This is a genomic window from Paenibacillus sp. PDC88, assembly GCF_900106725.1.
Taxonomy (GTDB): domain Bacteria; phylum Bacillota; class Bacilli; order Paenibacillales; family Paenibacillaceae; genus Paenibacillus; species Paenibacillus shunpengii.
Window position 1 is genome coordinate 26,719 of record NZ_FNNT01000004.1, and the last position, 26,785, is coordinate 53,503.

25 protein-coding genes are annotated in these 26,785 nt (G+C 46.4%); 22 read left to right on the top strand and 3 right to left on the bottom strand.

Translation table 11 applies throughout. The annotated features are described in order from the left end of the window. The first annotated feature begins 575 nt into the window (after positions 1-575). The 4 genes from aspS (at position 576) to BLW49_RS13480 (ending at position 6,911) form a co-directional block, all read left to right on the top strand. On the top strand, positions 576-2,354 hold the full coding sequence (aspS, locus tag BLW49_RS13465) for an aspartate--tRNA ligase (RefSeq protein ID WP_090725116.1): 1,779 nt from the start codon (positions 576-578) through the stop codon (positions 2,352-2,354). Between the two features lie 22 nt (positions 2,355-2,376). Beyond that, positions 2,377-3,135, top strand: a complete 759-nt coding sequence (locus tag BLW49_RS13470) for a tRNA threonylcarbamoyladenosine dehydratase (protein WP_076313479.1) — start codon at positions 2,377-2,379, stop codon at positions 3,133-3,135. A gap of 176 nt (positions 3,136-3,311) precedes the next feature. Beyond that, complete coding sequence (locus tag BLW49_RS13475) at positions 3,312-4,613, top strand: NCS2 family permease (RefSeq protein WP_076313478.1); 1,302 nt, start codon at positions 3,312-3,314, stop codon at positions 4,611-4,613. Between the two features lie 132 nt (positions 4,614-4,745). Further along, positions 4,746-6,911: a HelD family protein gene (locus tag BLW49_RS13480; RefSeq protein WP_090725118.1), complete on the top strand. Its 2,166-nt coding sequence runs from the start codon at positions 4,746-4,748 to the stop codon at positions 6,909-6,911. Positions 6,912-6,966: 55 nt separating this feature from the next. Here BLW49_RS13480 and BLW49_RS13485 read toward each other — a convergent pair whose 3' ends face one another. Continuing rightward, complete coding sequence (locus BLW49_RS13485; RefSeq protein ID WP_090725120.1) at positions 6,967-7,404, bottom strand: hypothetical protein; 438 nt, start codon at positions 7,402-7,404, stop codon at positions 6,967-6,969. 474 nt (positions 7,405-7,878) lie between these two features. Next, positions 7,879-8,361 carry a hypothetical protein gene (locus BLW49_RS13495; RefSeq protein WP_090725124.1) on the bottom strand — a complete coding sequence of 161 codons (483 nt, stop codon included), beginning with the start codon at positions 8,359-8,361 and terminating at the stop codon, positions 7,879-7,881. 142 nt (positions 8,362-8,503) lie between these two features. Here BLW49_RS13495 and BLW49_RS13500 point away from each other — a divergent pair, with 142 nt between their 5' ends. Genes BLW49_RS13500 through crcB (BLW49_RS13515) form a run of 4 tightly spaced genes read left to right on the top strand, consistent with a single transcriptional unit; the run spans position 8,504 to position 10,819 of the window. Then, positions 8,504-8,689: a hypothetical protein gene (locus BLW49_RS13500; protein WP_076313473.1), complete on the top strand. Its 186-nt coding sequence runs from the start codon at positions 8,504-8,506 to the stop codon at positions 8,687-8,689. A gap of 32 nt (positions 8,690-8,721) precedes the next feature. Further along, a complete protein-coding gene (locus BLW49_RS13505) occupies positions 8,722-10,041 on the top strand; it encodes a replication-associated recombination protein A (RefSeq protein ID WP_090725125.1) in 1,320 nt (439 codons plus the stop codon). Beyond that, positions 10,038-10,442: a fluoride efflux transporter CrcB gene (gene crcB, locus BLW49_RS13510; protein ID WP_090725127.1), complete on the top strand. Its 405-nt coding sequence runs from the start codon at positions 10,038-10,040 to the stop codon at positions 10,440-10,442. Before BLW49_RS13505 ends, crcB (BLW49_RS13510) begins: the two co-directional genes overlap by 4 nt. Next, positions 10,439-10,819, top strand: a complete 381-nt coding sequence (gene crcB, locus BLW49_RS13515) for a fluoride efflux transporter CrcB (RefSeq protein WP_090725129.1) — start codon at positions 10,439-10,441, stop codon at positions 10,817-10,819. The genes crcB (BLW49_RS13510) and crcB (BLW49_RS13515) overlap by 4 nt, the downstream gene beginning before the upstream one ends. A gap of 101 nt (positions 10,820-10,920) precedes the next feature. On the opposite strand, the gene mnmA is transcribed toward crcB (BLW49_RS13515), so the two are convergent. After that, a complete protein-coding gene (gene mnmA / locus BLW49_RS13520; protein WP_090725131.1) occupies positions 10,921-12,051 on the bottom strand; it encodes a tRNA 2-thiouridine(34) synthase MnmA in 1,131 nt (376 codons plus the stop codon). Positions 12,052-12,371: 320 nt separating this feature from the next. Here mnmA and cymR point away from each other — a divergent pair, with 320 nt between their 5' ends. The 14 genes from cymR to BLW49_RS13590 all read left to right on the top strand — a co-directional run bounded on the left by cymR (position 12,372) and on the right by BLW49_RS13590 (position 26,749). Beyond that, positions 12,372-12,791, top strand: coding sequence for a cysteine metabolism transcriptional regulator CymR (gene cymR / locus BLW49_RS13525; protein WP_047913302.1), 420 nt, complete (start codon positions 12,372-12,374; stop codon positions 12,789-12,791). A 17-nt stretch (positions 12,792-12,808) separates the two neighbouring features. Continuing rightward, the gene (locus BLW49_RS13530) at positions 12,809-13,957 is read left to right on the top strand and encodes a cysteine desulfurase family protein (protein ID WP_090725132.1); all 1,149 of its coding nucleotides are present in this window, start codon (positions 12,809-12,811) and stop codon (positions 13,955-13,957) included. Between the two features lie 123 nt (positions 13,958-14,080). Next, positions 14,081-14,587, top strand: a complete 507-nt coding sequence (locus BLW49_RS13535; RefSeq protein ID WP_076313467.1) for a PRC-barrel domain-containing protein — start codon at positions 14,081-14,083, stop codon at positions 14,585-14,587. A 91-nt stretch (positions 14,588-14,678) separates the two neighbouring features. After that, complete coding sequence (locus BLW49_RS13540) at positions 14,679-14,888, top strand: hypothetical protein (RefSeq protein WP_076313466.1); 210 nt, start codon at positions 14,679-14,681, stop codon at positions 14,886-14,888. 253 nt (positions 14,889-15,141) lie between these two features. After that, a complete protein-coding gene (locus tag BLW49_RS13545) occupies positions 15,142-16,212 on the top strand; it encodes an AI-2E family transporter (protein WP_076313465.1) in 1,071 nt (356 codons plus the stop codon). A gap of 642 nt (positions 16,213-16,854) precedes the next feature. Then, positions 16,855-19,476 carry an alanine--tRNA ligase gene (gene alaS, locus BLW49_RS13550; RefSeq protein WP_076313464.1) on the top strand — a complete coding sequence of 874 codons (2,622 nt, stop codon included), beginning with the start codon at positions 16,855-16,857 and terminating at the stop codon, positions 19,474-19,476. A gap of 147 nt (positions 19,477-19,623) precedes the next feature. Beyond that, on the top strand, positions 19,624-19,884 hold the full coding sequence (locus BLW49_RS13555) for an IreB family regulatory phosphoprotein (RefSeq protein WP_047913296.1): 261 nt from the start codon (positions 19,624-19,626) through the stop codon (positions 19,882-19,884). A 15-nt stretch (positions 19,885-19,899) separates the two neighbouring features. After that, the gene (gene ruvX / locus BLW49_RS13560; RefSeq protein WP_047913295.1) at positions 19,900-20,316 is read left to right on the top strand and encodes a Holliday junction resolvase RuvX; all 417 of its coding nucleotides are present in this window, start codon (positions 19,900-19,902) and stop codon (positions 20,314-20,316) included. A 15-nt stretch (positions 20,317-20,331) separates the two neighbouring features. Beyond that, positions 20,332-20,640, top strand: a complete 309-nt coding sequence (locus BLW49_RS13565) for a DUF1292 domain-containing protein (protein ID WP_076313463.1) — start codon at positions 20,332-20,334, stop codon at positions 20,638-20,640. Then, complete coding sequence (locus BLW49_RS13570) at positions 20,641-20,955, top strand: DUF1292 domain-containing protein (RefSeq protein WP_047913293.1); 315 nt, start codon at positions 20,641-20,643, stop codon at positions 20,953-20,955. Between the two features lie 120 nt (positions 20,956-21,075). Beyond that, positions 21,076-22,128 (top strand): endolytic transglycosylase MltG, encoded by a 1,053-nt coding sequence (gene mltG / locus BLW49_RS13575; protein WP_083655907.1) that lies wholly within the window; start codon positions 21,076-21,078, stop codon positions 22,126-22,128. A 7-nt stretch (positions 22,129-22,135) separates the two neighbouring features. After that, positions 22,136-23,071 carry a peptidase U32 family protein gene (locus tag BLW49_RS13580; RefSeq protein ID WP_090725134.1) on the top strand — a complete coding sequence of 312 codons (936 nt, stop codon included), beginning with the start codon at positions 22,136-22,138 and terminating at the stop codon, positions 23,069-23,071. Between the two features lie 21 nt (positions 23,072-23,092). After that, positions 23,093-24,421, top strand: coding sequence for a peptidase U32 family protein (locus BLW49_RS13585; RefSeq protein WP_076313461.1), 1,329 nt, complete (start codon positions 23,093-23,095; stop codon positions 24,419-24,421). A 186-nt stretch (positions 24,422-24,607) separates the two neighbouring features. After that, entirely contained in the window at positions 24,608-26,749 is a 2,142-nt protein-coding gene (locus BLW49_RS13590) for a methyl-accepting chemotaxis protein (RefSeq protein WP_090725135.1), read from the top strand. Positions 26,750-26,785 lie beyond the last annotated feature (36 nt).

The window sequence follows — 26,785 nt, forward strand, 5'->3', positions numbered from 1 at the left end:
GAAGGCTAAGGGGTTTTCACGCACTTTCCTTGCATGAAGCGAAGCGATGCAAACCACGCCGAAGGCTACCAGGGTTTTCACGCCCTTGCCTTGCATGAAGCGAAGCAATGCAAGCCACGCCGAAGGCTACCAGGGTTTACGCGCCTTTGCCTTGCATGAAGCGAAGCAATGTAAGCCATGCCGAAGGCTACCAGGGTTTACGCGCCTTTGCCTTGCATGAAGCGAAGCAATGTAAGCCATGCCGAAGGCTACCAGGGTTTAAGCGCACTTGCCTTGCATGAAGCGAAGCAGTGCAAGTCACGCCGAAGGCTAAAGGGGTTTACAAACGCTTTTGGGACGCAGTGAAGCGTGGTCCGTACCTTTGCAGCAAAGCGGAAAAGGTACGGACAGTAGCGCTCCCACCACCAACGTAAGTTTTTTCACCTTCCACCAACTGTTGCATCTGCTGCAGCTTCCGGGTGTCCAGAGGGCAGGCGCCATCTGGGGTCCTCCCTGTCAGGGAGGATTTAGGAGGGTGATTTTAAAAAGTTTCCTAAACATTTTATATAAATTTTTGATTACAAAGGAGAATGAAGATGCAAAGAAGTCATCAATGCGGAACACTCACGACCGAGCACATCGGTCAAACAGTTACACTAAACGGTTGGGTACAGACTCGCCGTGACCTTGGGGGCGTGCTCTTTATTGATCTGCGTGACCGCAGCGGCATCGTGCAGATCGTATTTAACCCGGATTACTCCGGCGAAGCGCTCAAGATTGCTGACCGTGTCCGCAGTGAATACGTTCTGGCAGTGAAAGGAACGGTAGTCAAGCGTGAGGAAGAGACGGTTAACCCGAACCTGCCAACAGGCTTGATTGAAGTACAAATTACAGAGATTGAAGTGCTGAATGCATCTAAAACACCCCCGTTCTTTATTGAAGACGGAATTGAAGTGGATGAATCCCTTCGTTTGAAATATCGCTATATGGACCTGCGTCGTCCGGAAATGCAGGAAACGCTTCGTCTGCGTTCCAAAGCAGCCAAGGTATTCCGTGATTACCTGGATGAGAAAGAGTTTATTGAAGTAGAAACACCAATTCTGACAAAGAGTACACCGGAAGGTGCACGGGATTACCTGGTGCCAAGCCGTGTGCATGAAGGCGAATTTTTCGCTTTGCCGCAATCACCACAAGTATACAAGCAGCTTCTTATGGTAGGCGGTCTAGAGCGTTACTATCAAATTGCCCGCTGCTTCCGTGATGAGGATCTTCGTGCAGACCGTCAGCCAGAATTTACGCAGGTCGACATTGAAACTTCCTTCCTTCAGCAGGATGAGCTGCTGCCAATGATGGAAGAGCTTATGGTTAAATTGTTCCGCGAAACCAAAGGAGTCGAGATCGAAACTCCGTTCCAGCGTATTACTTATGCGGATGCCATGGGTAAATATGGTTCAGATAAACCGGATCTGCGCTTCGGCATGGAGCTTGTCGAGCTGAACGATATTGTTGGCACGAGCGGAGTAAAAGTGTTTGCTTCGGTTATCGAAAAAGGCGGAGAGGTTAAATGCTTGAACGCCAAAGGCTGCGGAACATGGACTCGTAAAGAAATCGATGATCTGGGACCTTATGCAGCACGTTACGGGGCGAAGGGTCTGGCTTGGATTCAAGTGAAAGAAGGCGAATTCAAAGGGCCTATCGTGAAATTCATGTCACCTGAAGAAATCGAAGCAATCAAGGAACGTACAGGTGCAGAGGACGGAGACTTGCTTCTGTTCTCAGCTGACAATAAAAAAGTAGTAGCAGATGTGTTGGGCGCACTGCGTTTGAAAATCGGCCGTCAGCTTGGTTTGATTGACGATAATAAGTTTAAATTTGCTTGGGTGGTGGATTTCCCACTCCTTGGATACGATGAAGACGAGAAACGTTATGTGGCAGAGCATCATCCATTCACGCGTCCGAAGGAAGAGGATCTGCACCTGTTCGAAACCGATCCGGGTCAGATTCGTGCTCAGGCTTATGACTTGGTACTGAACGGTTATGAAGTAGGCGGCGGCTCCATGCGTATCTTTAAGCGGGATGTACAGGAGAAAATGTTCGGTGCGCTGGGTCTGTCCACGGAAGAAGCTTACGATAAATTTGGTTTCTTGCTGGACGCATTTGAATACGGCACGCCTCCACATGGCGGTATCGCCTTCGGTTTCGACCGTTTGGTTATGCTGCTTGCAGGACGTAACAACCTCCGTGAAACGATTGCATTCCCGAAAACAGCAAGCTCTACAGACCTGCTCATGAATGCGCCGTCGGAAGTAGATACGAAGCAGCTGGAACAGCTTCATATCCGCGTTTCTCGCAAGCCCAAAGCGGAAAAGAACTAAGTAAGGGGGACGAATTGTCACCATGCTACATCAATTTTCAAGAACGGAACTTGCGATTGGACCAGAAGGCCTGGAGAAGCTGAAGAACAGCACCGTTGCTGTTCTCGGCATCGGGGGCGTCGGCTCAATGGCCGTGGAAGCTCTGGCTCGTACCGGTGTCGGACGGATTATTATGATTGATAAGGATGTCGTCGACATTACGAATATCAATCGTCAGATCCATGCCTTAACGACCACGATTGGTCAGAAGAAAGCAGATCTGATGGTAGATCGGGTAAAGCTGATTAATCCGGACATCGATGCCATTGCCCTTAATATGTTCTATACAGAAGAGACTTACGAGGAATTGTTTAAATACGAGCTGGATTATGTACTGGATGCCTCTGATACGATTATTTACAAGATCCATTTAATCAAGGAGTGTATGGAGAGAGGAATTCCGATGATCTCCAGCATGGGAGCTGCTAACAAAATGGATCCTTCCAAGTTCCAGGTCGCCGACATTTCCAAGACCTCCATGGATCCGATTGCTCGTGTCATTCGTAACAAACTGCGCAAGGAGCACGGGATTAAGAAAGGCGTAAAGGTCGTCTTCTCAACAGAGCAGCCAATGAAGCCGCGTCAGGATGTAACGGATAAGATTGTTCCGGAAAATGCACCTGAGATCCGTAAAGCAAAACAGCCGCCTGCAAGTAATGCTTTTGTGCCTCCTGTCGCAGGACTTATCATGGTCAGTGAAGCTATCAAGGATTTGCTAGCCGAGAATAAGAAGCAAGCTTAAGCCGATGCTTTCAGGTTTAGGTTTAAAATGAGCACAAACTGAACAAGATAAACTTGTTCCCGCGTGGATACCAGCGTATGGTATTCACGCTTTTTTTCTTTGTATGGAGTATTTGAGTATTTATATGGATATCTGATAACTGTAACTGAAGTGAAGGAAAAGAGGATTAGCGTATTATGAAACAAAAAAGTCTGTTCCGATGGGTTGGAATGAGACAAGGAGATGTGCTCAAGAAAGAATTTGGAGCAGGAATCATCTCCTACTTCTCTGTGGTTTATATTGTAATGGTCAATGCTTCTATTCTGGCGGATGCAGGTATGCCGCTGCAGGCAGCGATGGTGGGAACCTTGTTAACCTCAATTGCTGGCTGTCTATTTATGGCGTTTATCGGCAAATCACCGATTATCGTAGTTCCAGGAATGGGAATTAACGCATTTTTTGCTTATACACTGGTTCACTCGATGAAATTAACTTGGCAGGAAGCATTAGCGGTGGTCACGATTACGGGCATTCTTTTTGCGATTGTCGCTTTTACGAACCTGTATAAAGTGATTAGTGAAGCAATTCCTCACAATTTACAGCATGGCATTACGGTAGGGATCGGATTATTCCTGACCTTTATCGGTCTTCAAAAAAGCGGGATTGTTGTCGCGCATCAAACGACCTTTGTAACGATCGGCCATTTTGATGATCCCGGGGTGCTGACGGCTTGTCTTACCTTGCTGCTAGCTTTTGTGTTGTTCGTCAGAAATGTGCAGGGCGGTCTTCTTATCAGCATGGTTGCAGGTACGATATTGGCCTATGTACTTGGTGCCGCAGAAGCCCCATCTCAAATGATGTCCGCATCGGAACCCATACGAGAGTATGGACAATTGTTTGGGGAGCTGTCTTTTACAGGGCTGGTGAATCTATCCTTCTGGATAGCGGTCTTCTTGCTGCTGCTTATTGTTGTATTTGAAAATATTGGCCTCATTGCCTCTCATACGAACATTACTCAGCGTCCGGAAACATTTAAAGGAAGCCTTCGGGCACTTTCCATTACGAATGTGTTTGCCGGAATATTCGGTACAAGTCCTGTAGTCGCAGCAGCCGAGACAACGGCCGGAATCGCTGCGGGGGGACGAACCGGGCTTACGCCGCTCACGACAGCGGTATTGTTTGGAGCTACATTTTTGTTCATCCCATTATTAACGCTCATACCGGACAGTGCAATTGCACCTATTCTGATCATTATCGGAGGTCTGATGGTGCAAAGCGTTAAGGATATCAAATTCTCGGATTATACCGAAGCCTTTCCTGCATTCCTGATTATGGTGATGATTCCCTTCACGTATAGCATAGTCGATGGGATGGCATTTGGATTCATTGCATATCCCGTTGCTAAGCTGGCGGCCGGTCAAGGAAGGGAAGTGCCTAAGGTTATGTATTTCATAGCCGTGCTCTTCCTGCTCAATTTTGTAGTGTATGCTCTGTTATAACACAGACCGTGTATTCCACCAGGCCTCTCCGGAAATGAATGGCTTTTCTTTATTTTTTGTGGTATATTAGTACTCCTTTTGCTGTACGGATACGTCCGAGCTGCAAAATAATTCTTAGGAGGTAACTGAACTATGGATGACACGATTCAAAGTGCCTATCAAGAAGAGGAGCAGAGGCTTAAAGATACGATGAAGGAAGTCGATCAGCAGCTTGCGAGGCTTCAGTCGGTTCCGGTATATACTGGGCATGACTTTACGGAGCAGGTACTGGAGGCGGGACGAGAGGAACGCAGACAAAGACTTTCCAAGAGCGTAAAGGAGCCCTATTTCGGACGTCTTGATTTTGAAGAGCTCGGCACTGGCAGTTCAAAACCGTTATACATTGGCAAAGTCGGCGTAGATCGTGAAGAATACACAGATCAGCCGCTGGTCATTGATTGGCGGGCGCCAGTGGCGAGTCTCTTTTATTCTTTTACCGGTGGAGATGGACCCGCAGAATATGAATCGCCGGAAGGCATCATTGAAGGTCTCGTTTATTTGAAGCGGAATATCGTGATTCGCCAGCAGATTCTTGAGCGTGTGGCCGACACCTATAATCGGGATAGTGACCAGCCTGCCGTATCCGATGAGTTCCTCGTCTATCGACTTGGAGAGAATAAGGACAACAAGCTGCGAGACATTGTGTCTACAATTCAGGCCGAGCAGGACCGGATTATCCGGGCCGCCCGGAATACAGCGCTCATTATTCAGGGGGTCGCAGGAAGTGGTAAGACAACCGTAGCCCTGCATCGCCTTGCTTTTTTGCTGTATCAGTACAAGGAGCAGGTATCGGCAGAGAAGATGATTATTTTTGCCCCCAATAATATGTTCCTGGATTACATTTCAAACGTACTGCCTGAGCTCGGTGTGGGAGATATTCAGCAGAGCACCTTCTCGGATTGGGCTATGAATCTGCTGGACCTGGAGCTGAGGCTGGCCGATCCTGCAGAAACGCTGTCTTATTGGTTCGAGGGTGAAGGAGAATTACCGGAGATTACGGAGGAAGTACCAGGACGGTTTAAGGGATCTATCGCATTTATGGAAATTCTCCGTGACTGCATTAAGAGGATGGAGATCAGCTCGGTACCGGACATGGACTTCTCACCTTGGGACGGCGCAGTGCTTCCGAGGGCAGAGATTGTGAAGTGGTTTGAGGAAGAGTATAAGCCTTACCCTCTCGCGAAGCGCAAAGAACGAGTCATGGCCCGGGTGCATCGCTGGGTTGAAATGGAGCTCAAAAAGGCGCCTTCGGCCGCCGTTCTTAAAGAATGGAAGAAGAAGGCATCGGCACGCGAGAAGGCTTATGGCAACAAATGGCCGAAATATGAGCCGCTTACACTCTACAAACAGATCTTCAAAGCAGCCAAAGGTGCAAGCCCCATGCCAGAGGAAGTCGTCAGCCAGATTCCAAAGTCTGTGTTGAAGTCGACAGCTCTTGATCTGAAGAACAATGTCATTCGCGAAGAGGACCTTCCGGCCCTCGTTTATTTGCATGTACTGGTGCATGAGGTGGACGGTAATCAGCGCTTTGATCATGTGGTCATTGACGAGGCGCAGGATTTCTCTCCATTTCACATCGCACTTCTGGATCTGTTCGTCAAAGGGCACTCCTTTACGATCCTCGGCGATTTGTCCCAGGGCATTCATGCCTATCGAGGCGTGCATCAGTGGGAGGAAATGAGCTCACTTTTTGCACCGGAGTATAATGATTATTTTGCGCTGACCCGAAGCTATCGATCTACGATGGAAGTCATTGAGTTTGCTAATACGATTCTGGAAAAAGGCGTTCAAAGCGGCATCACCGCTGTACCCGTGTTCCGGAGTGGAGACGGTGTTCGGCTCATTGATTACGGACAAGAGGGAAGAGAAGCTTCCTTGAAAAAAGCAATGGAGACGCTCATTGGCAAGGACTACCGGACGGTATCCATCCTGACGCGCACTCTGCGGGAAGCCAAAGCTTTGCATGAGCGGCTTCGGTCAGAAGGGCTGGAGGTTAATCTGATCGATGACGGCAAGAAGCAATATGAGGGCGGTTATTCAGTGCTTCCGGTGTATCTGTCCAAGGGACTGGAGTTCGATGCCGTCATTGTTGCCGACGCGGATCAAGCTCATTATGGCAGCAGTGCATGGGATGCCAAGCTCTTATATGTCGGCTGTACGCGTGCACTGCATGAGCTGTGGCTCATGAATGGTGAGGACCGGCCTCACTACGTGGAGCAGGATAATGATGAGGTAGTTGTTAAAGGCTGGCCAGAGTAGGGCTTGCAGTTAATCAAGTTGAGGACCGTAAGACGCACCCGTGATTTGGATGTGCTTATGTGTTCTCGGCTTTTTTGTTTCGGAGAATAAAGTATCCGAGAATATATCGAACCCACATTACAGTAAATAAGATGGTGGTAAAGACTTTGATCTGAACAGAGGCCCAATCGACAGGTCTTGGTATGCCGTTTGTTCTAGGTCTGGGATTCAGCTCATTAAACAGCATATTAACTTGAAGAAGCACTACAAAAGCGACACCGAACAAGCCGAAGAGATATTCCCTTCGCATTTTGAGCAGCTTTTCATCCGTCACACTGCCCAGCAGCTCATGCTTCTCTTGCCATATCATATAGACCCCTGCACCTGCGGTAAATAAAGTGAGAAGTACAAAATCAAGACTAATTAGACGGTCAGCCTCGTGAACGAACGTACGGATGAGGAATATACCAATTCCTACAATATAAAGAACCATGCTTATCGTTTTCTTAGACATGCAGATCTCCTTTTTCTATTTGTTGATAATTTACTCTATGTTCGAGATACACTCTGTTTGAGCCTTTTCAGAACCCATAGTCCAGCGATTGACCGTAACAAGAACAAGGAGAAAAAGATAATACCAAGAAGTTTTAACTGTGCTGAGTCCCAATCAATGGGCATTACTCTTCCTCCAAAAAACACTTCTGGAGTAAGATCGTCCTGAAGCCTGGGTATATAAAGCAGGAGACAGATGATGGATACAATTAAAGTATAATAAGTGTCGGATTTGAATTTTTTGATTTTGTCCTCATCTCTATCGTTTAACAGCTCACGAAACTCCAGAATGGAATAGCATAGGAATGAACTACAGCTGGCTAACGCGATTAAAATAATTGGAAAATCCCATAAGGGACCGTCCGATTGCAAAAATGATACACTGAACAGACTAGCAGCAAAGCAGAAGATAAAAATAATTAAAGCCAAGTTTTTCTTAGAGATGGTCAGCATCCTCCTTGTTGTTTTCTTTTTGTTTCAATGCCCGAGAGTGCCTCTGAAGCACGAGATATGAACGAATAGCTGTCAGGGCGGCAACCACAATCACATATATACGAATCAAGATGTTGAACCATTTTCTTTTTGATGGAATTTCAAATCCTTCTATATCGGGCAAAGGGAATTTCAATTCCAAATATATAGAGTTAATGCTCACGAGTATCATGATAATTGAGACTGATAAAGTGATCTTATTAGGAAGAGGCAGGTTCATAAACTCTTTTTCTGCGAAGCCCTTCTTCTTAAACTGGACCTTCTCGGTAATAAGACCATACAGAAGCACACCGATGGTGACAAGCAGACATACTGCATACTCTGTATACAAAATATGACCGTCCAGTTTATAAGTGAAGAAGAATCTTCCGCCGAAAATAACCAGAGTGAGCGTAAGCAGACTGGCCGCGGACGTTCGTTTAACCAATGTGCATACCTCCCTATATAGAGAAACGTGAGTAACAACGGGATAGTTAGATTTTACCATAATTAATTCCGATAAAGGATTTAGGACTGAAAAATCGAATTTTTGAAAATGAGAAGTTTAAAGCTTCATGGAGGTGGTATTTATGAAATGCGGTGCGAGAAGGTACGTGGTTGTCGTTGATACGGAAGAAAATCAATTCAAGGAAATCATCGTCAAAGCCAGAACCGCCATCGAAGCGAGAAAAGTCATCCGCAAGCAGTACGGACCTAAGATTAAAATTACAAGTGTGTCACTCCTAAATCAGGAACAGGAAGGACATGTGTTATGATAGGGTAAGCACAATTTAAGGGAAGTGAAATGATGGATTTATTCTCATACAGTCAGGATGCGGAGCCGAAGGCGCGGCTGCTTGCTGATCGCATGCGTCCGCAGAGCCTGGATGAATATATAGGTCAGGAGCATATTGTCGGACCCGGGAAGCTGCTTAGACGGGCGATTGAGGCAGATCAGGTCTCATCCATCCTGCTATACGGACCTCCGGGCTGCGGCAAAACGACACTCGCACATATTATTTCTCACCATACCCAAGGAGAATTTGTCCGGCTGAATGCAGTCGATGCCTCAGTAAAAGATGTCAGAGAGGTCATTGAACAGGCCCAAAATAATAAGTCCATGTACGGCACGAAGACGATCCTCTTCCTGGATGAGGTACACCGTTTCAACAGCTCTAGACAGGATGCTTTGCTGCCCGCGGTGGAGAAGGGCACCATTATCTTCATCGGTGCAACGACAGAGAATCCCTTTCATTATGTGAATGGAGCCTTGCTCAGCCGTTCAACCTTGTTCCAGCTCGAATCACTGACCAAGGAGCATTCACTCCTCGCCATGCGGCGTGCTCTACATGATTCGGAGAAAGGACTCGGGTATATGAAGCTGGAAGCGGATGAGGATGCCCTTCTTCATATCGCTTCCATGGCAAACGGAGACATTAGAAGGGCGCTGAATGCTCTGGAGCTTGCCGCGCTGACGACGCCGCCTGAGCCAGACGGTACGATTCATATTACCCTTGCGGTAGCCGAGGAATCGATTCGTCGTCCCATTGTCAAAGCAGATGAGTCAACACAGTACGATGTACTGTCTGCCTTTCACAAAAGCATTCGGGGCTCCAGTGACGCGGCTCTCTTCTGGTTCTTGTATGCGGTAGAGAAGCTGGGGATGGACCCGATGACGTTCATACGCAGGCTTATCGCCGCGGCAAGCGAGGATATTGGTCTTGCTAATCCTCAGGCGATGGTACAGGCTGTATCTGCCCTTGAGGCTTACCGCAACAACGGCTGGCCGGAGGCCAAGCTGAACATTGCGCAGGCCATCCTGTTCGCGGTCGAGAGTCCAAAGTCAAACCGAGTGTACACTGCTATAGCGAAAGCAATGGCTACGATGGATGAATTAAAATCAGCGGAAGTGCCTCTCCATCTAAGAGACGGACACTACAAAGGCTCTGTTCAGCTTGGACATGTGGGTTACAAATATCCACACAATTATCCGGGGCATTATGTAGAGCAGCAATACTTGCCGAAGGAGATTCAGGATGAGATCTTTTACGAAGCAACGGAGCAAGGCAATGAATCCAAAATTAAGCTGAATCAGGAGCGGAGAAGAATCCGGAATCAAAGAGGATGAGGGAGCTTATTTACATTGGTATCGGCGGATTTGTGGGAACGGCAGCTCGGTATGGGGTACAGGATTTGATTCAACCGGAAGAAGGTTTATTTCCTCTGGCTATATGGCTGATTAACATGGCAGGCTGCTTCTTTCTGGGGTGGTTTTTCACAGTTACTCCAGGTAAATGGAGCATCGGGCCCGAACTGAGGTTATGTATTGGCACCGGATTTACCGGTGCTTTTACTACGTTCTCTACCTTTACGGTGGATGTTGTCCGATTAGCCGGCATGAGTGAGCTGTTGCTTGGAGTATTGTATGTGGTTCTAAGTGTAGCGATCGGAATATTCATGAGTGAGATAGGAATCCGATGGGGCAAATGGATGTTAGGCAAGGCATCACGGAAGGAGAACACAATATGATCTGGGCTGCTGGAGTAGGGGGCATGGCAGGAGCGATACTCAGGTATGCGCTTGGGAAAATCATCACTCGTAAGGCAGCCGCTGCAGGATCATCGTTTCCTTGGGGTACCTGGGTGATTAATATCAGCGGATCCTTGCTGCTTGGGATACTGTATGTGCTCACCGTGGAGGGCCTGTTGCCGCCGTTATGGTGGGCAGTGCTCGGCATTGGATTTTGCGGAGCGTATACGACATTTTCTACTTTTGGATATGAGACGATGAAGCTTATAAGAGCGCATAAAAGAATGCAGGCAGTATTGTACGTCATGAGTTCTGTAATCGTGGGAATAGCTGCTGCATTTGCAGGTATGTGGTTAACCACATTCATCGTTAATTAAAAATTTAAATAATTCCTATAAAAAAAGCAGGGAAAAAGCCATTCTTCATGGTAATACATGAGGAATGGCTTTACTCATCTGCTTATGTGTATGAATCACGCTTAAGCAGGTGAACCCGCAGTAACCTTTTCAACGATATCTATTGTACCGCCGCCGAGACACACATCACCGTCATAAAATACGACAGCTTGTCCTGGCGTTATTGCTTTTTGCTCTTGATCAAACTGAACATGTACCGTGCCATCTTCACGCCAGGTTAGAGTCACGCCTTGATCCGGCTGACGATATCTAAACTTGGCAGTACAGTGATAAGGAGCACTCGGTACGTGATCATTGCCCGCTATCCAGTTTACTCCTGTGGCAATAAGTCCGGTAGAGTACATGCTCGGATGCTTGTCGCCTTGGACAACATAGAGAATATTCTTCTCTAAATCCTTATCTGCTACAAACCAAGGCTGTCCATTGCCGGAGCCGCCGATGCCAAGACCTTGACGCTGGCCGAGCGTATAATACATGAGCCCATCGTGACGGCCCTTTATTTCTCCGCTCTCGATATCGACCATATCGCCGGATTTGGCAGGCAGATAGCCAGAGAGGAATTCTTTGAAATTGCGTTCACCGATGAAGCATACACCTGTGCTGTCTTTCTTCTTGGCCGTGTAGAGACCGGCTTCTTCCGCAATGCGGCGTACCTCAGGCTTCGGCAAATGACCGATCGGGAACATGGCTCTAGACAGCTGCTCCTGATTCAGTGCATTAAGGAAATAAGTTTGATCCTTGTTATTATCTACACCACGAAGCAGTTTGTATGTTCCGTCCTCTTGAATCAGACGTGCATAATGTCCTGTAGCAACATAGTCGGCCCCAAGGTCGAGCGCTTTGTTCAGAAATTCGCCGAATTTGATCTCACGGTTACACATGACATCCGGATTAGGAGTCCGACCGGACTTATATTCATCTAAGAAATAGGAAAATACTTTATCAAAGTATTCCTTCTCGAAGTTGACTGTATAGTAAGGAATGTCCAGCTGTTCACAGACGCGGCGGACATCTTCCGCATCATCTTCTGCCGTACAATGACCGAATTCATCGGTGTCGTCCCAGTTTTTCATGAAAATACCGATGACGTCGTAACCCTGCTGTTTGAGCAGCAGTGCTGTGACGGAGGAATCTACGCCTCCCGACATGCCGACGATGACGCGGGTGTTTTGATTATCGTTAGACATCGTCATCACCATCTCTATCTAAAATTGTAATACGCGTTTTATTTTAACACACTCTACCCTAACTTACGACGTAAATCGAACAATTACGATATAGAGCACTGAATCGATCTAATTCTTAATATTATCGTCACTGTTTTTTCCCCATAAACGTCCTGTTTATGTTACCATTGTTTAATGGTTATGATCGGAATACTGTGAAATATGGCAATGCTGATCATAAGACCGAATTAAATCACGACATAAACCTTCTCATGATGCGAACGAGCTCATAATTACAAAATACGACTGGTTCCTTAGAATATTACTAAACAATGAGGTGTACACACTTGAAGATATCTACTAAAGGACGTTACGGATTAACCATTATGATGGAACTGTCTGGGCGATTTGGCGAGGGCCCGACTTCACTTAAGAGTATTGCAGAGAAAAATCAGCTGTCAGAGCATTATCTGGAGCAGCTCATCGCACCTCTGCGCAATGCAGGTCTTGTTAAGAGTATCCGGGGAGCATATGGCGGATATATTTTGGCGCGCGAGCCCATTACGATCACAGCAGGAGATGTTATTCGGGTGCTGGAAGGACCGATTTCTCCGGTTGATTTTACAGAGGAAGATGATCCGGCCAAACGTGACTTGTGGATGCGTATCCGCAACAGCATTGCAGAGGTACTGGATTCTACAACACTTCAAGATCTGATCTCCTATAAAGAGGATACTGAATCAGACAGCTACATGTTCTATATTTAAGCGGGGTGAAAGTCAAAATGAATATCTACTTGGATCATGCCGCATCCACTCCTGTACATCCTGAAGTTGCAGAAGCAATGCTTAAGGTAATGACTGGTCAATTCGGTAACGCATCGAGCGTGCACGCCTTCGGGCGTGCTGCGAAGCGTACCGTAAGCAGTGCCCGGGATAAGATCGCGGCTTTTTTGGGCTCTTTTCCGGATGAGCTTATATTTACGTCAGGGGGGACAGAGAGTGACAACCTGGCTATTTTTGGTGCCTTATCTGCCCATGAAAATAATGGAAAGCATATCATTACCACTTCCATTGAGCATCACGCAGTGCTCCATTCTTTTGAACAGCTGGAACAAGAGGGCTATGAGGTTACCTATCTTCCGGTTGATTCCTATGGACTTGTCAGCACAGATGATGTGAGATCAGCCATAAGACCAGATACGATTTTAATTAGCGTGATGTATGCCAACAACGAAGTGGGAACCATTCAGCCCATCGAAGAGATTGGAAGCATTGCACGGGAGCACGGTGTTTTATTTCATGTCGATGCAGTACAGGCACTCGGCTCTGTTCCTATAAATCTGCATGCATTGCCTGTGGATATGATGAGCTTCTCAGCCCACAAAATTAACGGACCTCAAGGTGTCGGAGCGCTGTATCTGCGTCGTGAGGTGAAGCTGAATCCGATCGCGTTCGGAGGACTTCAGGAGCGTAAACGCCGTGCGGGTACGGAAAATATGGCGGGGATTGTTGGTTTTGCAACAGCGGTGGAACTGGCAGCTTCTCATATGGAGGAGAGAACAGCACACGATCTTGAACTGCGAAGCGTGTTTCTTGAAGAGCTCAGCAAGGAAGTTGGAGAAGGTGAATTTGTGTTGAATGGCCATCCTGAACAGGTTCTTCCTCATATCGTTAACGTCAGTTTCCCTTCTGTCAAAACGGAGACGATGCTCATGAATCTTGATGTAGAAGGTGTAGCCTGCGCAAGCGGCTCAGCATGCACCTCAGGCTCACTCACGCGTTCCCATGTGCTTGAAGCGATGCAATTACCTGAAGAAATTATGGATTCTGCGATTCGATTTAGTTTTGGGCTGGGTAATACTAAAAAAGATTTGGTATATACCGCTCAAAAAGTTGGAACCATTATTAAGCGGCTGCGTAGTAGAGCTTAAGGGTTTCTATATATACGGACAGAGGAGGGAATTTGCGTCCTGTTGTCATCGGCCGAATATAGCAGCACCTCGTGCTGCTCATATTCTAATTCAAGGAGATGAAAGGGATACCCCCAAGCAGACATGAAACTTCAAGAGATGATAGGTCTTGCCGTTTATGATATGACGGTCGGCAGACAAATCGGCAAAATTGTTGATTTTTTGCTTACAGAGGACTGGAAGATTTGTGGAATCGAGTTAGACGGTAGAGCCCTTTTTTCGGGCAAGGTCAAAACGATTGAATGGGGAGACATCGTCGCTTACGGCGAGGATGCAGTAATGATTCGTAATCAACAGGCGATCCGGCATACGGAAGCTGACGACATACAATATAGCTATGCCAAAGGTCATCATAAACTAAGAGATATGTCGGTGCTTACAAGGGAAGGCTTGAAGCTCGGACATGTAACCGACGTTTATTTTGACCAGGAATTGGGAAATCATATAATAAGTCTCGAAATTAGTGACGGGTTTGTCACTGACTTGATGGAAGGCCGGAAATGGCTGCCTCTTGCAGAAGAGATAACGCTTGGCGAGCATGCCATTATCGTTCCTGCTGCAAGTGAGCAGCATCTGTATAGAATGAATTAAGAGAGCGGATATGTAACCAAGTATATGATCTTAAGTTCAAGCTATGACAGTATTAAGTGTTTAATATTCTGCTAACGGATAGGTGAAGTTAATGAAATGTCCAAATTGTAGTTCCAAAGATATAGGAAAGATTGGTTCACACCAATTTTATTGCTGGGGATGCTTTATTGAGCTGACAGTGAACGGAGATAAGATGTCAGTGTATCAAGTGGAAGAGGATGGAACGCTGAGCTCACTTGATGATCTATTCTTTGGTGATGAGATGCCTCAGGATTATCCTGGCATACAAATATCACAATAACTTATTACCAACAACTTCCTCTATGCACGGTCTAACACGCGCTAATCATGACTTCTAGAAGAAGTATACATAGCTGTCGGTTCATGTGATGGGGATAGTCAGAAAAAATAGAAACGCTAATCGTATTTCAGCCGTTGGAATACAGTTAGCGTTTTTTTGTTGTACCTTTATGTCTCTTGGACGAGTACAGGATTAAATTGTGATGGTCTTACATATACTTACATGGATAAGCCCGTCCGAGGAGGAGACAGATGTGGAGCACTTAAAAAACAGCAAGCTGTTTCGATACGGATTGCTCATATTACTTGCCCTTATCATTTTATATTTTATTTGGCTGCTTCGGCCAATGCTCCTTGATATATACGATTTTTTCAAAGCTATACTCGCACCATTCATTGTTGCCTTAATTGTATCGTATGTGCTAAACCCTGTCGTTAGTATGCTCGGAGGCCGCAAAGTGCCTAGAAGCATAGCTGTGCTGCTTATATATGCTGTGTTTATCACCTGTCTTGTCGTTATCCTGATGAATGTCATTCCGATGTTTGTTGAACAGCTGGAACAACTGAATGAGCACCTGCCTGAGCTCAATATGCATGCACAGAGCTTAATGAATAACATGAACAGCGGTTTAATGCCTCCGGGGATTAGGACAGGTATTAATGGATGGCTGTACCAAATGGAGAATCGTTTGGCCACAGGGATCTCCGCTTTTATGGATAACATTGGCTCAACGATCAATACGATTTTCAATATATTTATCGTTCCGTTTCTGATTTTTTACATGCTCAAGGACTTTGATGTTATGGAAAAAGCGGTCGTCTCCTATCTTCCGCGTTCGCAGCGAAAATCCATTGTCATGCTCTTAAAAGATATTGATACGGCGCTCGGCAATTATATAAGAGGTCAGTTTATCGTATGTATTGTTGTCGGCATATTTGCTTACATCGGATATATGATCATTGGCATGCCGTATGCCTTGCTTCTGGCGAGTGTTGTATGTGTGTTTAATATTGTACCTTACCTGGGTCCTTTTCTGGGTGCTGCTCCGGCGGTAGTCATGGCCTCTACGATCTCTTTTAAAATGGTGCTGTTTGTCGTTATTGTGAACACCCTTTGCCAAATACTAGAGAGCAATGTAGTGTCTCCACAAGTGGTTGGCAAAACGCTTCATCTGCATCCGCTGACGATCATATTTGCGCTGCTTGTTGGAGGAGAACTGGCGGGAGTGATTGGTCTGGTACTGGCTGTTCCTGTATTTGCCGCGCTGAAGGTGATCTTTCAGCATTTCTTTATATACTATATCAAGCGGAAGACGATCGAATAAGGCAGCAACTCTTTCCTTTCCCGAAAGGCCGCGTTGACATGTACATTCTGGAACGATATAATAAATTATGTATGTTTATATCGTAAATTCAATGATGAAATCAAGTACGTCAGGGTGTTCCCTCAGAGAATGGACTCCTTCAGCTCCTGTTAACGAACAGATAAGATCAGGTGATGAGCTGTTGGGTGTAAGAGTCCTGGAATGAAGCGGCGGAAAGCTAATTTCGGAGAGCGGTTAAAGCCGCCGGTTGACCTACCGTTATCAGGTTCTACAAGGCGATCGCTTGTATTCTCATTCGTAAGATGAGCTGCAGCGATAACCAGGGTGGTACCGCGATTAACTCGTCCCTGATCTCATCAGGGGCGTTTTTTTATTCCCTGCGGCTTTTCTCCCGTACCGGGAATAACCTTTTTTCAATTTATTTTTTAGCAGGGATTAGCCCAAATTGAAGCGGAGGAAACGGAATTGTTTAAGAGGAGCGAAGCGTTCGTATTTGAGACTGAATTAATAGGCGTGGGCTAGGCACATGCCTTGGATCAGGAGCAAGAACGACCGGATAAATAATCCGTTTATGGAGCGTCCTATTTTGGGCAACAGTTCCCGGCTAATCGATATACATTTAAAAACCGGAGGTTATGAACTATGAAGGCTAGTGAAATCCGTTCCAAATGGATCGAGTTTTTTGCATCCAAAGGACATAAAATCGAACCCAGCGCATCGCTTGTACCGCATAACGACCCATCCTTATTATGGATTAACGCAGGGATGGCGCCCCTTAAGCAGTACTTTGACGGACGTGTGAAGCCTGAGAATCCGCGTCTTGCCAATTCACAGAAATGTATCCGTACCAATGATATCGAGAATGTCGGCAAAACGCGCAGACACCATACCTTTTTCGAAATGCTCGGGAACTTCTCCATTGGAGACTACTTCAAGGAGGAGGCGGTTACTTGGGCATGGGAGTTCCTGACTGACAAGAAATGGATCGGATTTGATCCCGAACGCTTGTCCGTTACCGTTTACCCAGAGGATGAAGAAGCATATAAGCTGTGGAATGAAAAAGTCGGCCTGCCGGCTGAGCGCATCATTAAGCTCGAAGATAATTTCTGGGATATCGGCGAAGGTCCATGCGGACCTTGTACTGAAATTTTCTATGATCGCGGCGAAGCTTACGGCAATGACGCGAACGATCCGGAACTGTACCCAGGTGGAGAGAATGAGCGCTACCTCGAAGTATGGAACCTGGTATTCTCCCAGTTCAACCATAACAAGGATGGCAGCTATACACCGCTTCCGAACAAAAATATCGATACAGGTGCAGGTCTGGAGCGTTTGACTTCGATTCTGCAGGATGTAGATTCCAACTTCGATACAGATCTGTTCCAGCCGATGATTCAGCGTACAGCCGAAATTGCTGGAGTGAAATACAATGACAGCGTAGAGATTGATGTCGCGCTTAAAGTCATTGCTGACCATATCCGGACCGTTGCGTTTGCCGTTGGTGACGGGGTGCTGCCTTCCAATGAGGGTCGTGGTTATGTTATCCGCCGTTTGCTGCGTCGTGCAGTGCGTTACGGCAAAGTTCTTGGTCTAGATCGTCCTTTCATGTATGAATTGACACAGCAAGTAGCAGACGTTATGGGTGTATACTATCCAGAGGTTATCGACAAGCAAGAATTCATCGCTAAAGTGGTGAAGACGGAGGAAGAACGTTTCCATGAAACACTGAGTGATGGTCTTGCCATTCTGGCAGATATCAGTGGACAGGCTAAATCAGAAGGACGTTCTGTTATCAGTGGACAAGATGCGTTCAAGTTATATGACACCTATGGCTTCCCATTCGACCTCACAGAGGATTATGCAGCAGAGCATGGCCTGACTGTAGACCGTGAAGGCTTTGATGCAGCAATGCAAGAGCAGCGGGATCGTGCTCGTTCTGCACGACATGAGAATGAGAGTATGAAAGTTCAAGGCGGGGCGATTGCCGATCTGACGGTTAAAAGTGAATTTGTTGGATATAATGACCTCGTGACAGAATCAACGGTGGTTGCTCTTATTCACAATGATGTGAGTGTAGATGCAGTCGGTGAAGGCGATACTTGTCAAGTCGTACTTGATATCACTCCTTTCTATGCGGAGAGCGGCGGCCAAGTTAGTGACAAGGGGATTCTTCGCGGAGCAGCTGCTGTGGCTAAAGTAGAGGGCTTGATGAAAGCACCGCTTGGACAGCATGTTCATATCGTAAACGTTGAAGCTGGTGAGCTTCGCGTAGGGGATAAGATCAAAGCTGAAGTAGACAAGACGAGCCGGGATGCGATTGTCAAGAACCATACCGCAACTCACCTGCTTCACAAGGCATTGAAAGAAGTGCTTGGTGAGCATGTCAATCAAGCAGGTTCTTTGGTCGAACCTTCACGACTGCGCTTTGACTTCTCCCATTTCGGAAGCATTACGCCAGAAGAGCTGCTCGACATTGAACGTAAAGTAAATGAGCAAATCTGGAATCAATTAGATGTAGTCATTGAATATAAATCTATTGATGAAGCAAAAGCTATGGGTGCAATGGCATTGTTTGGCGAGAAATATGGAGATATCGTGCGCGTCGTTCAAGTGGGCAGCTACAGCCTCGAGCTGTGCGGAGGCTGTCATGTAAATAACACTTCTGAGATTGGTCTCTTCAAATTGGTAAGCGAAAGCGGTATTGGCTCTGGTGTGAGACGGATCGAGGCACTTACAGGACGCGGCGCATATGAATACCTGGAAGGACAGCTGGATCTGCTGAAACAATCCGCTGCACTGCTCAAATCCAATCTTAACGATGTTCCTAAGCGTATTGATTCGCTTCATCTGCAAGTGAAGGAGCTGACACGTGAGAACGAATCTCTTCAAGGGAAGCTCAGCTCGATAGAAGCAGGTCAGCTTACGGATAAAGTAGTCCAGCATGGGGATACCAAGCTGCTTGCAACTCGAGTGGAAGTGTCCGGAATGGAAGCACTTCGTACACTGGCTGATGAGCTCAAGGTGAAATTGCCGGATACGGTCCTTGTTCTTGGAGCGGCAAACGAGGATAAAGTGAATTTTGTCGTTGTTGTACCGCAGGAGCATGTGAAAAAAGGCCTGCATGCGGGTAAAATAGTTAAAGAAGTAGCAAGTGTGTGCGGCGGAGGTGGAGGCGGACGTCCTGACATGGCACAAGCCGGCGGCAAGGATGCTTCGAAGCTGGATGAAGCGCTCCGCGTAGCGGAACAGATCGTGGCAGGATAACGATACGGCTCTTCCCGCAAAAAGTTTAAAACACTCACTTTCTTTGATATATTTGCAAAGCGCCAAAATATGTTATGATATAGAAGAAATCAATTCGGCATGGCAAGAGTTTACTCTCTTGCCTTATGCAGGAGCGAGGTGTCATAAGTGGACTCCATGGATAAGACAGTTAAATTCAACGTCAAGGGTGATGTGGAAGAAGCCTCTGCACAAGAGATTCTTCTAAAGGTATATGATTCATTACTGGAGAAAGAATATAATCCGATTAACCAAATCGTAGGTTATCTGATCTCCGGAGATCCTGCCTACATCCCTCGTCACAACAATGCCAGAAGTCTAGTCCGCAAAAAAGAACGCGACGAACTGATTGAAGAACTGGTACGTTCTTATCTGGCCAATCACCGATAAGAATAGGAGAACTGAATGAAGATTTTGGGTTTGGATTATGGCGACCGAAGAATTGGTGTCGCGATCAGTGATGCCTTCGGCTGGACTGCCCAGGGATTGGAAGTAATAGAGCGGCGCCGGGATGGGGATGAATTTGGACGAATTCATGAGCTCGTTCGTGAGAACGAAGTCAGTGAGATCGTCGTTGGTTTACCCAAGAACATGAACGGCACCGTAGGTCCTCGCGGCGAGCTTTGCATGGAATTTGCACAGAAGCTGCGGGAGATGTTGGACTTGCCCGTTCACCTGTGGGATGAGAGGCTGAGCACCGTTTCGGCAGAACGAACGCTCGTCGAAGCTGACGTCAGCCGGAAGAAGCGTAAGAAGGTTGTGGACAAAATGGCCGCAAGCTTAATATTGCAAAATTATTTAGATGCCAAAAGTACAAGGTGAGGGGGACGTTAAGCTATGACGGATAATCGTTTGGGTATGGACGAGGATCGCGAGATTATTTATATTACCGATGAGGAAGGCAACGATGAGGAGTTTGAAGTCATCATGACCTTTGACGTCGATGGTTCAGATGCGAAATACATGATGGTTGTCCCTGTGGAAGCGGACGAGGACGAAGATGAGTCCGAAGTATATGCATTCCGTTATGAAGAAGACGGGGATGATATTAAACTGTTCACGATTCAGGATGAAGCGGAATGGGCCATCGTTGAAGAAACTTTCAATACCCTTGTTGCGGCTGAAGAAGACGAGGAGAATGTATAGATGACCGAATATCCTTTTTCAAGAGCGAATCTTGTCGTTACAACTCGCTTAAGAGAAACATTTGGATCTGAGGTTGAACTGGAAGATGAGAGCGGTAAGTCGGTTCCCTATGAGCTTCTCGCTGAGTTCGAAGTGTTGGGTCAAGGATATGTTGTACTGCAAGCCTTGAAGAGCAAGTTCGATGATTATGAGCTGCTTCGGGTTATGTACAATGAGAATGGAATTCCTGAGCTGATCACGATTGAAGATGATGAAGAGTGGGAGAACATTGCTGAGCTCTATGATGAATGGTCTTTACCAGATGACGAAGGCTAGAATGAGGCACCTCTACCGAGGTGCCTGATTTGTATGTTATCATAGTAGGTATGAATAGGATTGAATTATGGAAGGGCGGAGAAGTCCGCTCTTTTTAGTTATGAAGGGGTGGAATTTTTTTTGAAAGCAAAATACTTCAGACGGTTCATCGTGCTAATCCTGCTTATTGTCGTGTTAGCAGGGGGAGGACTGTATGTATGGCAATCCATGAAGCCGGTGGCTTCCAAGGACGAGCCTGTTGTCTTCACGATCGAACCCGGAACAGGTACCTCAGGCATCGCCGATTTACTTGAAGATAAGGGACTGATTCGAAACGCTCTATTATTCAAAGCATATTTGAAGCTGAACGATCAAGGTGCGAACTTTCAAGCAGGCACTTATGCCTTTCAACCCGGAATGAATTATGATGAAATGATTACGGCTCTTAATAGCGGAGATGTACAAAAAGAAGAAATGCTGCGTTTTACAATTCCAGAGGGCTATACTTTAAAGCAGATAGCGCAGAAGCTGGAGGATGAAGGGATTACAGACGGTAAGATCTTTATGCAGTTAGTTCAAGATAAGGAGCTGTTTAATGACATTCCTCTGGTGGCTTCTATACCGGACAATGCAAATTACCGATATGCACTTGAGGGATATTTATTTCCTGAAACCTACGAGATGAAGAAGGATAGTACAGCGGAAGATATTATTCGTCGCATGCTGACGGAAATGCAGGATAGACTGAATGGTATTCCTGAACTGGATGCAGACCTCAAGGCGGTTAACCTGAATCTTCATCAGCTGCTTACTGCAGCTTCGCTCATTGAACGTGAAGTGGTGGTCGATCGTGAAAGACCGCTCGTTGCGGGAGTCATTTATAATCGGCTAGAGCAAGATATGAGGCTTGAAATGGATGCTACTGTTCAATATTTGCTGGATAAGCAGAAGGAGCGTCTCTTGTACAAGGATCTTGAAGTGGAAAGTCCATATAACACCTATCGGAATGAAGGACTGCCGCCCGGTCCGATTGCAAGCCCAAGCTTAAGTGCGATTGAAGCTGCGCTTGCGCCGGAGCCATCTGATTATTTATTTTACGTTACCAAGAAGGATGGGAGCTCAGAGCATTTATTTGCTGAGACCTATGAAGAGCATTTAGACAATATCGAGAAAAGTAATGAAAGTGCGGAATAACGGAGGGATGGCTTTGACACGGCCTTATGAACTGCTCGTCACAGCAAGTGATTTACAGGAAGCAGAGCGCCTGCTGAAGGCAGGAGCGGATGCTGTTGTTATTGGGGAAGACCGGTTTGGAATGCGCCTTGCGGGAAATTTCATGCTGGATCAGATTGCAGAAGCGGTACGGCTGGCGAAGACATATGATGCCAAAATCTACGTATCCATGAACAACATTATGAATAATGATGTGCTGTCTGATATTCCAGAGTATGTACGTGCGCTGGCGGAAGCCGGTGTGGAGGGAATTGAATTTAATGATCCTTCGGTGTTAAGCGCTGTTCGGGAATTTGCACCTGAGCTTAAGCTGCACTGGAACGCAGAGATGACCTCTACCAACTATAGAACCGCAAATTATTGGGGACGTAAAGGGGCTAGCCGGGTTGTCCTTGCAAGAGAACTAAATATGGATGAGATAACCGAAATGATAGATCTTCTAGAGGTTGAAGCCCAGGTTCAAGTTCATGGGATGACGAACATATATCATTCTAAGCGCCAATTGGTAGCGAGCTATATGCAGCAGCAAGGCCGCCCCGTTGAGGGAGATCTCGGCTTAGCCAGAGGCTTGTTCCTCATTGAAGCAGAGCGCAGGGAAGAGAAATTCCCGATTTACGAGGATCGTAATGGCACGCATATTATGAGCTCAGAGGATATTTGCATTATGGAGGATCTCCATCTGTTAATGGCGGCTGGTGTACATTCCTTCAAGATTGAAGGGCTTCTGAAGAGTGCGGCATATAATGAGGCGGTTGTCCGTGCTTATCGTACAGCGATAGATGCTTATACTGCTGATCCGTCCGGTTATGCCTATAAGGAAGAATGGCTGGATGAAGTGCGTCAGCTGCAAGACCCAGAGCGTGAGCTTTCGTTTGGATTTTTCTACAAAGAACAAGTTTATTGATTCGAGGTGCGAATAGGTAGAATGGAAACATTATCAAAACGGAAGTATTCAGGTAAGCGTAACCGGTTGGCTAAGCCTGAGCTTCTAGCTCCTGCAGGAAATTTGGAGAAATTGAAGTTTGCTATCCATTATGGTGCAGATGCAGTGTATATTGGCGGTCAAAAATACGGCCTTCGTTCAAACGCAGATAATTTCAGCTTTGAAGAAATGCGTGAAGGTGTAGAGTTTGCGAAGAAATATGGTGCCAAAGTCTTTGTAGCGACCAATATATACGCACATAATGAAGATGTGGATGGGATTGAAGCTTACCTGAAAAATCTGTACGAGGCAGGCATTGCGGCTATTATCGCTGCAGACCCGGCCATTATAGAGGTCGCTCAGCGTGTGACTCCAGGTATGGAAGTGCATCTTAGTACGCAGCAATCAACGGTAAACTGGCAGGCAGTCAAGTTCTGGAAAGAAGAAGGACTGCCGCGTGTCGTTCTGGGACGTGAAGCAAGCTTCGAGGAAATTCAAGAGATCAAGAAGCATGTGGATATTGAGATTGAGGCATTTATTCATGGCGCGATGTGCTCGTCCTATTCCGGCCGCTGTGTGCTATCCAATCATTTCACAGACCGCGACTCGAACCGAGGCGGCTGCTGCCAGTCCTGCCGCTGGAAATATGACCTGTTTGAAGATGTACGCGAGGAGGGCGTGTGGGTATCTGAGGAGGATATGCAGAACGCTCGTGTGCTTCAAAATTTTGAGCTCGGCGTCAATCAGATTCCGTTGTATGAGCAAGAGGATCAGGCCTTTACAATGGGCTCCAAGGATTTGTGCATGCTAGAGCATATTCCAGACTTAATTGATGTAGGAATTGACTCTTTCAAGATTGAAGGCCGAATGAAATCCATTCATTATGTAGCGACGGTCGTTAATGTATATCGACAAGCGATTGATTCCTACATGGAAGATCCGGACAACTATGTGTTGAAGCCGGAATGGCTGGAGGAAATACAGAAGGCAGCTAATCGTCCGCTGAACACTGGATTTTTCTACGATACACCAGATCATGAGGATCATATTTATGAGCCGGAAGAGAAGGCAGTACCGTATGATTTTGCCGGACTTGTCATGGACTATGATCCACAGACACAGGTAGCAACGATCGAGCAGCGGAATTACTTTAAGCCGGGCATGGAGATCGAATTTTTTGGACCGAATGGAACATTCTTTAAGCAGAAGGTTACTGAAATCTTCGATGAAGCAGGTAATCAGCTGGAGGCTGCCCGCCATCCGCTGCAATACATTAAGATGAAAGTGGACCAGCCTGTAGCGTATTTTGACATGATGCGCAAGAAGAAGTAAATAAGACTCAGGACCAAAGCCCTCGTATATCGGCAAACGAGGGCTTTTTTTTAATAGTATTCTAGGAAAAAAGTTATAGTTAATTTCTCAAAAAAGCAAAGGTTTTGGAAGAAACTTGTCGAAATAATAGATAATACTAGAAAGTTTACATAGCTATGATAATTCTTTACGGTGGGTGAATAAAAGATGAAGTGGAATCCAGTGAAAAAAAGAAAGCGTAAACATGAGGAGGAGATCCAAAAAAAGGAGAAAAAGAGACTTGAACTGGCTTCGATCTTATCTTGGAAGCAAGTATTGAAATTTAATCCTTTGCGTTCAGTAGGTGTACGATTATTTCTTATTTTCATGGTTGCTATCCTGCTTGTCGTGTTTGGTCTAGGCACCCTGTCTTATCAAACTGCCAAATCGACGATCAAAGAAACGGCCTCTGTTGCCAACCAGGAAGCCATTCATCAAGTGGGTCAAAAGCTCGATCTGATTATGGAGCGTTATGTAGATTTATCGACACAGATCTTTTTCGATACCCATATTCAAAGCAATCTAGAGACATTACTCAGCACGGGCATATCCGATTTCGACAGATTTGAGGCAACGTCCCTGGTAGGCGAGTCGCTTACGAATATGCAGTTTACAAATGCAACAGTAGCTTCAATGACCATCATTCATAAGAATGAAGAGGTTCCTGTGATCAGCACCGGGGCAGCTTCAACCATGAGTGGTGTTCGTGAGGAAGAATGGTTTAATACCCTGCTCGAAGCCGGAGGGGTCATGTGGCTGCCAACTACAGTTGCAGAATCTGGACAGGAACATACATATCGAATGGCCAGAGCTCTTAAAAATGTGAATGCCAGTATCGGTACTTATATCATCGTAATAGAGATTAAGGCAAGTGCTATTGAAGACGAACTGAAGACTATAAATTTGGGTGAGAACGGAGTTACACAAGCAATTTCAGAGGATGGCATTGTGGTTGCTTCTACCCTTCCTGATCGGGCAGGCCGCGAAACTGAGCTCTCCTTCTATTCCGAAATTACGGAGGAAGCAGGCTCCACCGATGCAAGGAATACCATCAATGGTCAGAATGAAGAGGTTCTGGCAGTCTATAACACACTTGATGTATCCGGCTGGAGGATTATTGGGATGATCCCGGTGGTCGAGCTGGTTAAGGATGCACAGTCGATTCTCGTTACAACGATTATCGTCGCGATTGTTTCCTTAGTGCTCGCTATTTTACTAGGAATATGGATGGTACGCATGATTGCGAAGCCGCTGGTGAATTTGAAGGATCTGATGTTCGAAGGAGCGAAGGGCAATCTGACGGTGCGTACAACACATAAGAGCAAAGATGAAATAGGGATGCTCTCCGAGAGCTTTAATCTGATGATGGAACAGATCACCAAGCTCGTGAATCAGACGAATCAGACGGCAGAAGATGTGCTGCTGACGGCATCTGAGCTTAGCTCAGCCTCACAGAAGACGGCTGCAGCAGCAGCTGAAGTAGCGATCGCAACCGAACAAATTGCAGGTGGGGCTACGAACCTGGCATCCGAAGCAGAGAGAGGCAGTGAGATGACGGAGCTGATCTCAACACAGATGCAGAAGGTGGTTGGAACCAACGAGGAGCTTGATCAATCCGCTAGACTGGTTGAAGGGGCGAGCCAGGAAGGTACAAAGTATCTTGGTGAGCTGCTAGGCAAAACGGAGCAAAGCGAGCAGATGATTCGAGCGTTGGTTACAAAAGTAGATACACTCAAAACAAGCACTTCATCTATTCTGGGCATTCTGGATGTCCTCCATAATATTGCAAGACAAACGAATATACTCTCGCTTAATGCGACAATCGAGGCAGCAAGAGCTGGCGCCGCAGGCAGAGGCTTCATGGTAGTAGCAGGCGAGGTGCGGCAATTGGCAGATCAATCGAAGCAATCGATTGACATGGTTGCGGAGATGACGGATCGAATTATGAATGAAATGAACGAGACGGTAGCAGCATTGTCAGAAGCATACCCGCTCTTCCAGGAACAGATACAAGCTGTGAAGGAAACAGGCGAGATCTTCCAAACCGTAGAAGAACAGATGGGGATGTTCGTGAACAAGCTGACCGAAACGTCCGCTTCCATCGATGCGCTGAGTCAATCCCAAGCTACATTATCTGAAACGATGATGAGTGTAAGCTCTGTAGCTGAGCAGTCCTCTGCTACGTCGCAGGAGGTTGCATCTCTCAGTAGTGAACAGCAGAGTGTCGGCAACCAGCTCGTGGAGCTATCGAACAAAATGGAACGCGTATCCGAGGAGCTGAAAAGTACATTATCTGCATTCCGTATATAATCTTTTTCATATGAAAGCTGAATGATTTTACTTTCC

Excerpts from the sequence above, each read along its gene's own strand:
- aspS (WP_090725116.1), top strand. The coding sequence starts at position 576 with ATGCAAAGAAGTCATCAATGCGGAACACTCACGACCGAGCACATCGGT.
- BLW49_RS13470 (WP_076313479.1), top strand. The coding sequence starts at position 2,377 with ATGCTACATCAATTTTCAAGAACGGAACTTGCGATTGGACCAGAAGGC.
- BLW49_RS13475 (WP_076313478.1), top strand. The coding sequence starts at position 3,312 with ATGAAACAAAAAAGTCTGTTCCGATGGGTTGGAATGAGACAAGGAGAT.
- BLW49_RS13480 (WP_090725118.1), top strand. The coding sequence starts at position 4,746 with ATGGATGACACGATTCAAAGTGCCTATCAAGAAGAGGAGCAGAGGCTT.
- BLW49_RS13485 (WP_090725120.1), bottom strand. The coding sequence starts at position 7,404 with ATGTCTAAGAAAACGATAAGCATGGTTCTTTATATTGTAGGAATTGGT.
- BLW49_RS13500 (WP_076313473.1), top strand. The coding sequence starts at position 8,504 with ATGAAATGCGGTGCGAGAAGGTACGTGGTTGTCGTTGATACGGAAGAA.
- BLW49_RS13505 (WP_090725125.1), top strand. The coding sequence starts at position 8,722 with ATGGATTTATTCTCATACAGTCAGGATGCGGAGCCGAAGGCGCGGCTG.
- crcB (WP_090725127.1), top strand. The coding sequence starts at position 10,038 with ATGAGGGAGCTTATTTACATTGGTATCGGCGGATTTGTGGGAACGGCA.
- crcB (WP_090725129.1), top strand. The coding sequence starts at position 10,439 with ATGATCTGGGCTGCTGGAGTAGGGGGCATGGCAGGAGCGATACTCAGG.
- mnmA (WP_090725131.1), bottom strand. The coding sequence starts at position 12,051 with ATGACGATGTCTAACGATAATCAAAACACCCGCGTCATCGTCGGCATG.
- BLW49_RS13530 (WP_090725132.1), top strand. The coding sequence starts at position 12,809 with ATGAATATCTACTTGGATCATGCCGCATCCACTCCTGTACATCCTGAA.
- BLW49_RS13535 (WP_076313467.1), top strand. The coding sequence starts at position 14,081 with ATGAAACTTCAAGAGATGATAGGTCTTGCCGTTTATGATATGACGGTC.
- BLW49_RS13540 (WP_076313466.1), top strand. The coding sequence starts at position 14,679 with ATGAAATGTCCAAATTGTAGTTCCAAAGATATAGGAAAGATTGGTTCA.
- alaS (WP_076313464.1), top strand. The coding sequence starts at position 16,855 with ATGAAGGCTAGTGAAATCCGTTCCAAATGGATCGAGTTTTTTGCATCC.
- ruvX (WP_047913295.1), top strand. The coding sequence starts at position 19,900 with ATGAAGATTTTGGGTTTGGATTATGGCGACCGAAGAATTGGTGTCGCG.
- BLW49_RS13565 (WP_076313463.1), top strand. The coding sequence starts at position 20,332 with ATGACGGATAATCGTTTGGGTATGGACGAGGATCGCGAGATTATTTAT.
- BLW49_RS13570 (WP_047913293.1), top strand. The coding sequence starts at position 20,641 with ATGACCGAATATCCTTTTTCAAGAGCGAATCTTGTCGTTACAACTCGC.
- BLW49_RS13580 (WP_090725134.1), top strand. The coding sequence starts at position 22,136 with ATGGCTTTGACACGGCCTTATGAACTGCTCGTCACAGCAAGTGATTTA.
- BLW49_RS13585 (WP_076313461.1), top strand. The coding sequence starts at position 23,093 with ATGGAAACATTATCAAAACGGAAGTATTCAGGTAAGCGTAACCGGTTG.
- BLW49_RS13590 (WP_090725135.1), top strand. The coding sequence starts at position 24,608 with ATGAAGTGGAATCCAGTGAAAAAAAGAAAGCGTAAACATGAGGAGGAG.